Source organism: Ruegeria sp. O11 (assembly GCF_056535285.1).
Genome location: NZ_JBQERS010000016.1, coordinates 43,141 through 56,816, shown reverse-complemented (window position 1 = coordinate 56,816; position 13,676 = coordinate 43,141). Strand labels below are relative to the sequence as shown.

Annotated in this window: 13 protein-coding genes; 10 read left to right on the top strand and 3 right to left on the bottom strand. The window is 55.1% G+C overall.

Annotated features, from left to right (window positions below):
* Positions 1–43 precede the first annotated feature (43 nt).
* On the bottom strand, positions 44–1,294 hold the full coding sequence (locus ACRZ91_RS19875; protein ID WP_480908063.1) for an NAD(P)/FAD-dependent oxidoreductase: 1,251 nt from the start codon (positions 1,292–1,294) through the stop codon (positions 44–46).
* The gene (locus ACRZ91_RS19870) at positions 1,291–2,424 is read right to left on the bottom strand and encodes an enolase C-terminal domain-like protein (RefSeq protein ID WP_480908061.1); all 1,134 of its coding nucleotides are present in this window, start codon (positions 2,422–2,424) and stop codon (positions 1,291–1,293) included. The genes ACRZ91_RS19875 and ACRZ91_RS19870 overlap by 4 nt, the downstream gene beginning before the upstream one ends.
* 97 nt (positions 2,425–2,521) lie before the next feature.
* Here ACRZ91_RS19870 and ACRZ91_RS19865 point away from each other — a divergent pair, with 97 nt between their 5' ends.
* On the top strand, positions 2,522–3,442 hold the full coding sequence (locus ACRZ91_RS19865) for a LysR family transcriptional regulator (RefSeq protein ID WP_480908060.1): 921 nt from the start codon (positions 2,522–2,524) through the stop codon (positions 3,440–3,442).
* On the opposite strand, the gene ACRZ91_RS19860 is transcribed toward ACRZ91_RS19865, so the two are convergent.
* Complete coding sequence (locus ACRZ91_RS19860) at positions 3,403–5,097, bottom strand: thiamine pyrophosphate-binding protein (protein WP_480908058.1); 1,695 nt, start codon at positions 5,095–5,097, stop codon at positions 3,403–3,405. The two genes, ACRZ91_RS19865 and ACRZ91_RS19860, sit on opposite strands and share 40 nt — an antisense overlap.
* A 103-nt stretch (positions 5,098–5,200) precedes the next feature.
* Here ACRZ91_RS19860 and ACRZ91_RS19855 point away from each other — a divergent pair, with 103 nt between their 5' ends.
* The 9 genes from ACRZ91_RS19855 to pta all read left to right on the top strand — a co-directional run bounded on the left by ACRZ91_RS19855 (position 5,201) and on the right by pta (position 13,598).
* On the top strand, positions 5,201–5,905 hold the full coding sequence (locus ACRZ91_RS19855; protein ID WP_480908056.1) for a GntR family transcriptional regulator: 705 nt from the start codon (positions 5,201–5,203) through the stop codon (positions 5,903–5,905).
* The gene (locus ACRZ91_RS19850) at positions 5,902–6,615 is read left to right on the top strand and encodes an aspartate/glutamate racemase family protein (RefSeq protein ID WP_480908055.1); all 714 of its coding nucleotides are present in this window, start codon (positions 5,902–5,904) and stop codon (positions 6,613–6,615) included. Before ACRZ91_RS19855 ends, ACRZ91_RS19850 begins: the two co-directional genes overlap by 4 nt.
* Positions 6,616–6,754: 139 nt before the next feature.
* Positions 6,755–7,153, top strand: coding sequence for a 5-carboxymethyl-2-hydroxymuconate isomerase (locus tag ACRZ91_RS19845; RefSeq protein WP_170475290.1), 399 nt, complete (start codon positions 6,755–6,757; stop codon positions 7,151–7,153).
* Between the two features lie 3 nt (positions 7,154–7,156).
* Positions 7,157–8,668 (top strand): 5-carboxymethyl-2-hydroxymuconate semialdehyde dehydrogenase, encoded by a 1,512-nt coding sequence (hpaE, locus tag ACRZ91_RS19840; RefSeq protein ID WP_480908053.1) that lies wholly within the window; start codon positions 7,157–7,159, stop codon positions 8,666–8,668.
* A 42-nt stretch (positions 8,669–8,710) separates the two neighbouring features.
* The gene (hpaD, locus tag ACRZ91_RS19835) at positions 8,711–9,562 is read left to right on the top strand and encodes a 3,4-dihydroxyphenylacetate 2,3-dioxygenase (protein ID WP_480908051.1); all 852 of its coding nucleotides are present in this window, start codon (positions 8,711–8,713) and stop codon (positions 9,560–9,562) included.
* A 91-nt stretch (positions 9,563–9,653) separates the two neighbouring features.
* Positions 9,654–10,508, top strand: coding sequence for a fumarylacetoacetate hydrolase family protein (locus tag ACRZ91_RS19830; protein WP_480908049.1), 855 nt, complete (start codon positions 9,654–9,656; stop codon positions 10,506–10,508).
* Positions 10,505–11,305 (top strand): 2-oxo-hept-4-ene-1,7-dioate hydratase, encoded by an 801-nt coding sequence (hpaH, locus tag ACRZ91_RS19825; protein ID WP_480908047.1) that lies wholly within the window; start codon positions 10,505–10,507, stop codon positions 11,303–11,305. The genes ACRZ91_RS19830 and hpaH overlap by 4 nt, the downstream gene beginning before the upstream one ends.
* Before the next feature lie 13 nt (positions 11,306–11,318).
* Positions 11,319–12,383, top strand: a complete 1,065-nt coding sequence (locus ACRZ91_RS19820; RefSeq protein ID WP_480908046.1) for an aldolase/citrate lyase family protein — start codon at positions 11,319–11,321, stop codon at positions 12,381–12,383.
* Between the two features lie 207 nt (positions 12,384–12,590).
* Entirely contained in the window at positions 12,591–13,598 is a 1,008-nt protein-coding gene (pta, locus tag ACRZ91_RS19815) for a phosphate acetyltransferase (RefSeq protein WP_480908044.1), read from the top strand.
* Positions 13,599–13,676 lie beyond the last annotated feature (78 nt).

Sequence of the window (13,676 nt, the reverse complement as noted above, 5' to 3'; positions counted from 1 at the left end):
CCCTGTTAAGTTTTGAGACGCCGGCGTTTTTCGCCAGTCATTTCTATGTTGCGAAACGCGAGGGTGCGTAGACGCCCATGTCTGTGTTCGGGGTTCTGCCCGCAATCATCTGGGCCAGAAGTCGCCCCGTTTTCGGCCCGCCTGTCAGGCCTATGTGATGATGCCCAAAGCCCATATACGCACCGCTGATCCCCGGAGCCTCACCAATAATTGGGATCGAGTCAGTTGGTGCTGGGCGGTGCCCCATCCATTCCACTTCCTCCTTCCATGTCAAACCCGGAAAGGCCATCCGGGCATTCTTGCGCATCAGTTCAAACGGCGCGCGCGAGGGTGGCGCATCAAGTCCGCCAAACTCCACAATGCCAGCCAAACGAATGCGGCCATCCATCGGTGTGGCAACAAATTTGCCAGAAACCACCATGACCGGACTGCGCGGCATGGCAGAAGGCTCCACCAATTCAAGATGATAGCCGCGTTCGCTCTCAAGGGGAACAGAAATGCCCAGACGCTTGGCTAAAGGTCCTGACCAAACGCCTGCGGTTACGATCGCAGTGTCGCACGGGATGGTTTCCCCACCCGTACGAACGCCGGTTACCTTTCCATTTTCCTGAACCACATCATCAACCGCGGCACGAAGGATCGTGCCTCCATTTGCTTCCACATACGCCGCCAGATCTTTGACATAGCGACCCGGGTCAGTGATATGGCCGTGGTCCGAGAGCTTCGCAGCAAAACCGATGTCTTCACTATAGACCGGATCATAGGCGTGGAAGGCTGGGCCTTCCAACTCGTCCCATATGAAACCGTTCCGACGACGAATGTCCCACCCAAATGCGTCTTCCTTGTAATGCGTCCGGTCTTTGTAGAGGAACAGGTAGTCGGATGGCACGATCCACTTTTCAGCGCCAGTGCCCTCGGCCAGCGCTTTATGGTCGTTCAGGCTATCGCCAACAATTGGTGTCAGAGCTGCAGCGATGCGTTCCACATCTGATGCATTCGCATGACTCAGATAGCGGGTCATCCAAGGGACCAGCTTTGGCAGGTACCCCCATTTCAAAAACAATGGCTGCGACGGGCTGAGCAGCATTTTGGGCGCTTTTCTGAGAAGCCCCGGAACAGTCACTGGCACAATCGAGCAGGACGCCAGCACGCCCCCATTGCCGTGGGAGGTCCCCTCCCCCGGTCCCGCCTTGTCGATCAGGATTACCTTATGTCCTTCCCTCTGCAGCCATACCGCAGCAGACACGCCGACGATCCCGGCACCGATGATCGCTATGGTCTTCTTCTCGCTCACGCCGCCACCGCCTTTGCCACTGCATAATGGTCAAGTTTTGCTATATCTGGCCTATTGCCGAGACCAGGAGCGTCAGGGACGACCACCTCGCCGCCGCTGACTTGGAAGGGGCTTTCCAGAATGTCTTCTTTCAGGAAATAGGAAGCTTGGTAGAACTCACAGCCCAACGTGATCTCAGGGGTTGCCGCAATCATGTGCGTTCCTGCCAGATGTGCCAGTCCAGCCTCGAACATATCGCCGCCATAGGCTGTCAGACCGTGTGCTGCAGCAACACGGGCCACAGACTGCCCCCGGGTCAGACCACCGGATTTCATGATTTTCACAGATACCCCATCACAAATGCCCTCGCGCGCGGCACGTTCCATATCTTCAGGGCCAAAGACACTCTCATCGGCCAGCAGCGGTACGTCGATCATTTGTCGTAGCTTGCCCATCATACCGAAATGGTGGGCCCGGACGGGTTGCTCGATGAAATCCGGAGCGAATTGCGCAACATCACGTACCTGAGCGGGAGCGTCCTCAATACTGAGCCCCTGATTATAGTCCACTCGAACCGAAAGCTCCGGATAATTCTGAGCGATATACTCTAGTCGCATGATATCAAAGGCGTGATCCTTGAACCCGGTTTTGAGCTTCACAAGGCGAACACCATCCGCCTGCAACCGAGCCAAGAGGTCAATATCCTGCACAAAATCTGGATTCGCGATAGAGCAACTGAGCGGGATGGTCTCACGACACCGCCCACCCAGAAGGGACCAAACCGGAACTCCGCTGATCCTGCCTGCAAGATCAAGCAGCGCAGTCTCCAATGCGGCCTTCGCTTCGGTGCAATGTGCGACCGCATAAGCCGCCCGCGCCATGATCGCTGACCGATTAGCGACCACCTCTCCGACCACGAGTGGGCGCAGATAACGATCCAGGGCTGCGTAGGTGGCTTCGGGGGTGCCTGTGAAAACGGACCAAGGGGACGCTTCACCAAACCCTTCGTTGCCATCTTCGGACTTGAGACGCAGAACAACGACTTCGCAGACGCCTTCAACGGACCCAATACCGTGATCTCTGCGCGAGGTAACCGGCAACTCAAGGTGCCAAAGATCATAGCCTATGATTTTCTGTGACAGATTGCCCATTGCGCCCCCAGCCTATGGCGAGAGCCTGCCTTGACCGAGCTATCATTTCAAATACTATATTATCTAGAGATCATCAGAAAAAATGATACTGTAAAACATGTCCCTGCGTTTTCGTCAGCTGCAAGCCTTTCATGCAATAATGGAGACCGGAACTGTGACAGGCGCGGCTTCGGTGCTTGGAATTTCACAGCCGGGTATCAGTAACCTTCTGGCCCAACTCGAACGAGAAGCGCGGCTACCTCTATTTGAGCGTAACAAAGGGCGCCTTCTGCCTACGCCAGAAGCTGAATTGCTGTATCGCGAGGTTGATACGGTTGTTCGAGGCCTGGACCACGTGGCGCAGGCCGTCACGGATCTGCAGAACAAGCACCCCGGCCAATTGCAGATCGCCGCACCACATCTTTTATCCTTCGGCTTCATGCCGCGTGAGATTGCTCGCTTCGCCAAAAGCCGCCCGAACCTATCGGTAAGTTTTCAATCGCAATATTCCTCGAAGATTCAAGAGTGGGTAATCTCTGGCTTGTTTGAGATCGGCATTGTCGAGATGCCCATTCTGCATGACACGCTAAACTACCAAGTCTTTCAGTTTGAAACACTGGCAACCTTCCCAGAAGGAAGCCCATTGGCTGCCCATGATGTGCTCACACCCGAGATACTCGAAAACGAACCGTTCATCGTGATGGGTCCTGAACATCAAACACACAGGCGGACCAGGGACATCTTCCAATCCGCGGGGCGCACCTGGCGGACTCAGATCCACACCCATCTGTCCGAAAATCTGCTGAGCTTCGTTAAGCAAGGTATGGGGGTTGCGATGATCGACCCCTTTACCGTTACTTTTGATGGCGAGAGCGGGTATCAAACCCGCCCTTTCCGACCCGCCGTGATGCTGGATCTGGCAATCATCACCGCCAAAGGACGCCCTCTTTCAACGATTGCTCAGGATTTTCTGGCCCAACTGACCCCTTCAATTGCCTCTTACGCTACCCACTCCGAAACCGGCGCAGCGGCCTCGTGAAGCTGTTGCGAATGGATGTCGACCAGTGTGGGTCCATCATGCTCAATCGCCTGTTTCAGAACTTTCGGTAGATCCTCAGGGTCTTTGACTGTCCAGGATTTCACACCGAAGGCGCTTGCGACGGCGGCGTGGTCGGTGCGGTTGAAATCGACGTTGTAGTAGCGCTGGCCAAACCCCGCGTTCTGTCCCGCTTTGATCCAGCCAAAGACTGAATTCGAGAACACGATCGATGTGATCGGCATGTTGTGCCGCACCATGGTTTCGAACTCACCACAGGTAAATCCAAAAGAGCCGTCCCCCATCACGGAGAGCGTTTTGACCGAAGGCCGCCCGATATGTGCGCCCATAGCAGCACCCAAAGAATACCCCAGCGCCCCATGGGCCCGATTGGTAATGAAATGCCGACCGGGTTTCCGCCAGCGGTAATGTGCACTGAAATAAGGACATGGCGTGCCTGGATCAGCGACCACAATCGCATCGTCATCCAAAATATCCATCAGCGAAGCCATAACCGCTTCGGGTCGGATCGGTGTTTTGTGGCTAGCAGCGAGTGAGTTGAAGGCCGCCATCTTGGCCGCCCATGCGGCGCTGGCTTTGGCAGCACCACCAAGCTTAGGCAGATCACTCCGTTCTTCCAGCGCCTGTGCCAAAGCCTCGAGCGCCAATCGGGCGTCGGCACAAATAGCAACCTCGGTCGGATAATTGGCCCCGATCGCCATCGGATCACTGTCGATATGAATGATAGTGGTATTTCGCGCGGGGCTTCTCCAGCGTTCGGTCGTAACTGATCCGGCACGACAGCCGATGAAAAGAACGACATCGGCCGCGTCCACCACTGCACGGGTGGCTGGAACCCCGCCATTCGACCCGACGACACCCAAGGCAAGAGTATCTGTTTCGGCGATGGAACCCTGCCCGGATACTGTCGTGGCAACGGGCATATCCAACAGCGCCGCGACACGGCGCAGGGCGTCTGTGGCTCCGGACAAAACAGGTCCTCCCCCGCAGACCGCCACTGCGGATTTCGATTCCGCGAGTATTTCTGCAGCCGCCTCGATCGCGTCCGGATCAGGCCCTGCGCGCTCGGCTGGATAACTGCGATGCCGGGCATCCGCCCAGATTTCGGCCTCATCGACCGGCGCTTTCTGAGTGTCAAAGGGCAGAGCAAGATGTGTGGCCCCGGGAGTTCCAGTTGTCATCGCTCGAAAAGCAGCACGCACCATGGCTGGCAGTCGCGTGGCATCATCCAGTGATGCGTTCCACTTAGCCAGCGGTTTGAACAACGCGGGCTGGTCCAATTCGGTGAGCGGATACTTCCCCCGACTGGTCGTTGCCACATCTGAAGTAATTGCCAATATAGGGACCGAGCTTTCATTGGCCTCGACCACACCGGGTAGAATGTAGGTCGCCCCACCCCCAGAAGGGCCTTCGCATACACCTGGCTTACCAGTCACCCGTGCGTAACCATCTGCCATATAGGCTGCATGACGCTCGTCCCGGGTCAGAATGTGCTGAATACCATGATCCATGCGGGCCAGCGCGTCATAGAACGGCAGGGTTGTATCACCACACAAGCCAAACATGTGCTTCACACCATGCGCTTCCAGCATACGAACCATTGCTTCGGCTCCGGTCAGATAATTCGTTCCCGTCATGGTAGATACCCTTTCGATTCTTCCTGCACACAGTACTGTATACAGTTTTGTATATTGATTTCAAGAACGGCGTGTGGCACCTGTAGATCAAGGAGAAATGCTTATGGCGGGTCCACGCGTTGATGACATCTACGATCAGGTGAAGGCGATGGCGGTCTCATTCCGCCTGCGTCCCGGCGATCGATTGAACGAAGTCGCACTATCGAAAGAATTGGGCGTCAGCCGGACCCCATTGCGTGAGGCTTTGAACCGGCTGGTCGCAGAGAGATTGTTCGACTTTCGCCCGGGACAGGGTTTCTTTTGCCGCCCTCTGGATGCCCAAAGCATTTTTGACTTGTTCGAGTTGCGCCAAATCATCGAAACCGCCGCAGTTCGAGCGGCGTGTACTAAAGCCTCTTCAGAACAATTGCAGGCGCTCCATGATGAGCTGTATGCAACCGGTATCGATATCACCGGATTGACGGTCGAAGAAGCGGTGACCCGGGACGAGGCATTCCATCTAGGAATAGCCAAACTATCCGGAAACAAAGAGTTGCTGCAGACGCTGACACGGATCAACGAACGCATTCGCTATATTCGCTGGATTTCCATGAGCCTTGACCGGGTTCAGCGATCAAAAGACGAGCATAAACGTGTCATGCAGGCACTGATGGACCGAGATGCCGATGAAGCTGCATGGGTTTTGGGCGCCCATATCAACAAGCGGATGGATCAGGTGCAGGATGCTGTGCGCCATGGGATATCCAGCATCTACATGGAAGGTTCCAAAGATATCTCGACCCGCATCATTCAGGAGGCGCATTCATGATCGCGAAGGGCGGCAAATCTATCTATGGTGCATCCGTCGGGATTCTCATGCTGGACGCCCAGTTTCCGCGGGTTCCCGGCGATATGGGGAATGCGCAGACATGGTCGTTCCCGGTGTTGTATCGCATTGTTCGCAACGCTTCACCTGATCTTGTGGTCCGGCAACGGGCAGAAGGGCTGCTGGACGCGTTCATCGACGCCGCAAGAGACCTTGTCGAAGATGGGGTGGACGGGATCACCACCAATTGCGGCTTTCTCTCGCTGTTTCAGGAAGAACTGGCCGAAGCGGTATCTGTCCCTGTAGCAACCTCCTCTTTGATGCAGGTTGAGATGGTCAATCGCGTTTTGCCAGCGGGAAAACACGCCGGAGTACTAACCATATCCGCATCGACGCTGAGCAAAGAACACCTAAGAAAAGCTCGTGTTCCCGAGGGCACACCAATCGGCACAACCGAAGGAGGCCTCGAATTTACCTCGGCGATCCTTGATAACAAACTGACATTGGATGTGGACAAAGCCCGCACCGACAATGTCAAAGCAGCGCTTGCCCTTCAGTCCGACAACCCTGGCCTTGGCGCCATCGTGTTGGAATGCACCAATATGTGCCCTTACGCGCCGGATATTCAAAAAGCGACGGGCCTTCCCGTCTTTTCCATCGTGTCTTTCATAAACTGGTTTCATGCCGGACTAGCCCCGCCTAAGTACCTGTAAAGTCCCAGAACATAAGAACTGCCCCTACACACTTAGGAAGACCATATCACCTTCCCTACGGTTAATATGTTAAGGAAAGTGCTTGACCCCAGCGAGCATTTTACTTAACATGTTTATCAAATAATCGCAGAGAGGGACCATGCCGCATTTTCACGTCGACTACTCGGGAAACCTCGAAAATATCGTGGACATGAGCGGTCTGTGCGAATGCCTCCGTGCGACAGCGGCGGATATTGATACCTTCCCTACGCCCGGAATTCGCATTCGCGCGGTGCGGGTCGATCATTATGCCATCGCCGATGGAAACCCGGCCCACGGGTTTATCGACATCTCGATCCGCCTGCGCGCAGGTCGCAGTGAAGATGTGAAACAAGATGCCACTCGGCGCATCTTTGAAGCAGCCAATACTTATCTGGCCCCGGCCATGGCCCGCCATTCAATCGCATTGTCGCTGGAAATGCGTGACATAGATCCTGAGCTTTCCCCAAAAACCGGCACGATCCGCGACCATATGGGCGCGGCCCGTCAGGAGACCTGATACATGAGCGCACTTGACAGCAATATCGAAAAACTGGCTGGCTATCTAACCCGTTTCAAGGAAACTGGAATCAGAAACCGGATCAATGGGAAAGACCACGATGGCTCTGGTGGTGTGTTTCAATCCACGACACCAGTTGACAAAAGCACCATCTGTGATGTGGCCCGCAGCACCGAGGCTGATGTAGATGCGGCGGCCCAAGCCGCAAAGGACGCTTTTCCAGCGTGGCGGGACATGCCCGCAACAGAACGAAAGAAAATTCTGATCAACATTGCTGACGCAATCGAGACGCGCGCCGAAGAGATTGCCCTATGCGAATGCTGGGACACGGGACAGACATGGCGGTTCATGTCCAAGGCAGCTTTGCGCGGGGCCGAGAACTTTCGCTATTTTGCTGATCAGGTGGTGCAGGCCCGCGACGGTCAGCAGTTGAAATCACCAACCTTGATGAATGTTACCACCCGCGTACCGATCGGCCCTGTGGGTGTGATCACGCCATGGAACACGCCGTTCATGCTGAGCACATGGAAGATCGCTCCTGCGTTGGCTGCGGGCTGTACCGTGGTTCACAAACCGGCCGAAGATAGCCCGCTAACCGCAAGACTGCTGGTAGAAATTGCTGAAGTGGCCGGGCTTCCACCAGGTGTTCTGAACACCGTAAACGGTTTTGGTCATGATGCAGGCAAACGTCTGACTGAGCATCCTGCGATCAAAGCAATTGCTTTTGTGGGGGAAAGCCGCACCGGAAGTATTATCACCAAGCAAGGGGCAGATACATTGAAGCGGATGCATCTTGAACTAGGCGGAAAAAATCCGGTGATCGTGTTTGATGACGCCGATCTGGATCGTGCGCTGGATGCGGTAATCTTCATGATTTATTCGATCAACGGTGAGCGCTGTACTTCATCGTCGCGTTTGCTGGTACAAGATACGATCAAAGAGGATTTCGAAGCCCGCTTGATTGAACGTGTCAACAACATCAAGGTCGGGCATCCGCTGGACCCAGCAACCGAGATTGGCCCGATTGTAACCGAAGAACACTACAACAAAGTCACCAGCTACTTTGACATCGCCAAGGCTGACGGTGCCAAAATCGCTGCAGGTGGCGAAAAGGTCGGCGACGAAGGCTATTTTGTCCGCCCCACCCTGTTCACTAACGCCAATAACCAGATGCGGATTGCGCGCGAGGAAATATTTGGGCCCGTTCTGACCTCAATCCCCTTCTCGACCGAGGACGAGGCGCTGACTATGGCGAACGACACCGACTATGGCCTGACCGGCTATGTCTGGACCAACGATCTGACCCGCGCCCTACGCTTTACCGACAAGCTCGAGGCTGGGATGATATGGGTAAACTCGGAGAACGTTCGACACCTACCCACACCGTTTGGCGGGGTAAAGGCATCCGGCATAGGTCGCGATGGCGGCGATTGGAGCTTTGAGTTCTATATGGAACAAAAGCATATCGGGTTTGCCACAGGGCAGCACAAAATCATGCAATTGGGTAAGCTATAATAGGCCAACCCGCTCGAAAGACTGAAAATTCAGGAGGAGATCATGGGCGAAATCGTTCTTGCTGCAAAGATGACCCACGTACCCACGCTGCTTATGTCCGAGCAGGAAGGGCCGATAAAAGGCAAACGTCAGCCAGCCATTGACGGTCACCGCGAAATCGCACGTCGCGCGAAAGAGCTGGGTGCAACCACAGTGGTTATTTGTGACACCCATTGGGTGATCAATGCCGGGTTCCACATCAACGCGAACGAGAAGTTCGAGGGGCTGTTCACCTCAAACGAATTCCCTCAGTTCATTCAAAACCTGCCTTATTCGTATCGGGGCAACCCGGAAATGGGGGATGCGATTGCCAAAATCGCATCGGATAAGGGCGCCTATACGCTTGCGCATCATCTGGACAGTCTTGAACTGGAATATGGCACTTTGGTCCCGATGCGGTTCATGAGCCGCGAGCATGACATGAAGGTCGTCTCCGTCGCTGCTTGGGCCACGGTTCACGATCACGACGAAAGTCGGATCATCGGTGAAGCCATTCGCGAGGCGGTCGAGGCCAGCGATGAGAAGGTGCTGTTGGTCGCGTCCGGTTCCCTGTCGCACAAGATCTGGGCCAACAAGGATTACGCTGCCAATAACGGCACATTTACCATCAGCTCGGAATTCAACCGCCAGATGGACTTGCACGTTCTTGAAATGTGGAAGAACGGTGACCACACCACATTCCTCAAGATGCTGGGCGACTATGCCACTTTCTGCTGTGGTGAAGGTTCGATGCACGACACGGCGATGCTGTATGGCGCACTGGGATGGGATACCTATGACAAGAAGTGCGAGGTCGTGACTGAGTACTTCCCCAGCTCGGGCACCGGACAGACCAATGTCATCTTCCCCGTTTGAACCCTCGAATTGCTGAATCAGAACCTGAGTGTGGCGGCTAACAGTTGAATTTCAGCATGAGACCGGACCCCGCTGACGAGGACAAAAATCAATGCGCTATGCAACTTACACAGCCAATGAAGAACTATTCTACGGGGCTGTTACCGATGAGGGCATGATCGCCCTTTCGCCGGATTTTCCCCACTGGCCATCTCTGTATGATGTTATAGCTGCAGGTGCATTGGACCAGCTAGAGGCGGTTGCCAACAGAAAATCTGTGACACACACCGAGTTCACCTATGAAATGGTCATGCCCAATGCGCGGCGCATCCTGTGCGTCGGAGTAAATTTCCCTGATCGGAATGCCGAGTACAAAGATGGCAGCGCGCAACCGAAATACATGTCGCTGTTTCCACGTTTCGCCAGCGGATTTACGGGCCATGAACAAAACCTCGTTCGTCCCCCCGAAAACCACACATTGGACTACGAAGGCGAAGTTGCAATTGTCATAGGCAAAACGGGGCGACGTATCCCCAAGGATCAGGCCTATGACCATGTTGCAGCGCTGACACTGTGCAACGAAGGCACGATCCGCGATTGGGTCCGGCACGCGAAATTCAACGTCACGCAAGGCAAGAACTGGGATCGTTCTGGGTCCATCGGGCCGTGGTTGGTGCCATTTACCAACGCCTCTCAGCTGGATGACGCCCGTATCGTCACCCGTGTCAACGGAGAGGTACGTCAGGACGATACGCTGAACCGCATGATGTTTCCGATCCGACGCGAGATCGAATATATCTCGACCTTCATGACCCTGCAGCCTGGTGATATAATCGTTACCGGCACGCCCACAGGTGCGGGTGCGCGGTTTGATCCGCCTAAATACCTCAAGCCAGGCGACGCGGTCGAAATCGAAGTCGAAGGCATTGGGACTTTGCGCAATGGCATCGAGGACGAAATTGTATGACACCCGCCGAGCACGCAAAAGCCGCTGCAGACTTGCTTGACGCCGAACGCAGCGGCAATCAGATCGGCCTTCTGTCTTTGCGTCATCCTGAGATGGGGATGGATGATGCTTATGAGGTACAAAACGCTATCTACCGCGCCAAGTTGGCCGAGGGTCGCAGAGTGGTTGGTTGGAAGATCGGCCTAACCTCGAAAGCGATGCAATACGCGCTAAACATCGATATCCCTGACAGCGGTATCCTGTTTGACGACATGATCTTTGACAATGGCGCAACCGTGCCTGCCGACCGATTCATTCAGCCCCGCATCGAAGCTGAGATCGCCTTTGTCACCAAATCTCCGTTGGGTGGAGAAAACGTGAGCCGAGAAGATGTGATTGCAGCCACTGACTATGTCGCACCTGCCATCGAAATTCTCGATACGCGGATCCAGCGTGTAGACCCTGAAACCGGCAAGACCCGAACCGTGTTCGATACCATCAGTGACAATGCGGCCAACGCTGGCATTGTGTTGGGTGCCGTGCGTCATCAGATCGATGCTGCCGATCTGCGATGGGTCGGAGCTCTGACATTCCGCAACGGTGAAATCGAAGAAACCGGACTGGGAGCGGGTGTGCTGAACGACCCAATCGAAAGCGTTGTTTGGCTGGCGCGCCGCATGGCCACATATGGCCAAAGCATTGAGCCCGGCCAGATTATCCTGTCCGGTAGTTTTATCCGACCGGTCGAATGCCCTTCCGGGACCGAAATCCATGCTGATTTCGGCGCGTTTGGGTCCGTTGACATTCGCTTCGCTTAAAAGAGAGTTCGCCATGCCTGCCCCAACAAACCGCTTTAAGATCGCGCTAAAAGAAAAACGCCCCCAAATGGGCTGCTGGATTGGCTTGGCAAGTCCATACGCCGCCGAAATCTCGGCAACCGCCGGATTTGATTGGCTGCTAGTAGATGGCGAACATGCCCCGAATGATCTGCGCTCGATACTGGAACAGGTGCGCGTGATTGAAGCCTCCGACAGCATACCACTCGCCCGCTTGCCGATCGGCGAAACATGGTTGATCAAGCAATATCTGGATGCGGGTATTCAAAGTCTCCTTGTACCAATGGTTGAAACTAAGGATCAGGCAGAAGAACTGGTTCGGGCGGTTCGGTATCCGCCTATTGGGTCACGCGGTGTCGGTTCGTCTTTAGCTAGGGCGTCGATGTTCGCCGCAATCGACGACTATCTCACCACTGCAGATGACCAGATATGTCTGATCGTTCAGGTTGAAAACCGTGCCGGCATGGCGGCACTTGACGGAATACTGGAGACCGAGGTTGACGGGGTCTTTATTGGACCAGCAGATCTGGCTGCTGATATGGGCCATATCGGCCAGGCAGGACACCCAGAGGTCAAGGCCGCCGTGCTTGATGCCATAAAACGCACAGTGGCCGCTGGCAAGGCGGCAGGTATTCTGACCACGGACCCCGAGATGCAACGCCAATGTCTTGATCTGGGTGCAACCTTTGTAGCCACCGACATTGATGTAACCCGGTTTGCTAGTGCTATTCGCACGAGCGCGCAACAAGCGTTGAGCCTGCTTCCTGACCAGACAGCATCCGGGCGGATGACCTCGGCCAACAGCAGCAAATATCTGCAACAACTCTGCAAGCACTGGTCGCACAAGGCCGAGGTTGAATTCAGCGAGACGCACGGCCGGATCAACTTTTCGGATGGCAAATCTGTCGAGATGTCGGCGACCCAAGACTATCTGTCGATTGTCGCTACAACGGGCGCGCGCGGTGATCTGGAGCATTGGAAACAGATTATTGAACAACACCTCTTACGCTTCGCCTTCCGCGAAGACTGCACGCCGATCTGGGATCAGAGTTCTTCCTGATCCGTTCACGCAGATTTGACAGCGACGAGTCAACAACTGGCCCACTTCTGGTCGCTTACTGGCAGCGTCGCGCCGTTTGACGCATTGAACAAAACCATTGTTTGTGAGACGAACCGGCGCAGTGCAACTACGGGCAAGCCAATTGGTGTACTCCAATGTCCTCAACCGAGCGTTGCTGCCAATTCTAGTGGAGAAGGACGGGTACCGATGACCTTGACGCCAATCGAGCTGCTGAAGGCGAATGCGCCGACAACCCGCCCTGTTGTGGCGCTGAGCGAAGGAGCAGACCCGCGGATAGTAGCAGGGGCGCTGGCGGCACATAGTGCGGGTGTCGCCGATATCATTCTGGTCGGACCAAAAACAGAGGTTGAAGCCGCATTGCACGCCGAGGGCGCATCAGCAGGCGACGGTATCTCGATCCACGACCCGGCCCAATCTTCCCTGACTGAGGCTTTTGCAGCCGAGTATTATAACCTGCGAAAACACAAGGGTGTTGACGAAGCCAAAGCGCGGCAGGCGGCGGAAACGCCATTGGTCTATGCGGCGATGCTGGTGAGACTCGGACACGCATCAGGCACAGTGGGAGGAGCGGTACATACAACTGGCGATGTTGTCAGAACTGCAATTCAGGTCATTGGCATGAAACCTGGCGCTGGAATGGTGTCATCCTTTTTTCTGATGTACCCGCCCGAAAACGCACAACCCGGTGCACGTGCGATGCTGTATTCTGACTGCGGATTAGTAATAGACCCGAATTCGGAAGAATTGGCGAGTATTGCTGCTGCATCGGCGGTTTCCGCGCGCGCCTTGCTGCGGGAAGAACCAAAAATCGCGATGCTGAGCTTTTCAACCAAGGGCAGCGCACGCCACCCATCGGTCGACAAGGTAGTCAACGCAACAGAAATACTCCGCGCGAAACACCCGGAATTGAACGTTGATGGAGAACTGCAATTTGACGCCGCATTTGTTCCATCGATCGGCGAACGCAAATCACCCGGATCGACAGTTGCCGGACAGGCGAACATCAAGATTTTCCCAAATCTGGATGCCGGGAATATTGGCTATAAGATGACCCAGCGGTTAGGCGGTTATCTGGCAATTGGACCGGTTCTTCAGGGCCTAGCCAAACCAGCCAACGACCTCTCGCGGGGCTGTAGTGCAGAGGATGTGACACAGATTATCGCTGTGACCATCCTTCAGGCGCTTGAATCCTAAAATCAGGCACCTGGCCTTCAGTTTTGACAGGCTAGCGACCCATTCAAGACACTTGAAGGACCTGTCTGAATGGTCTCC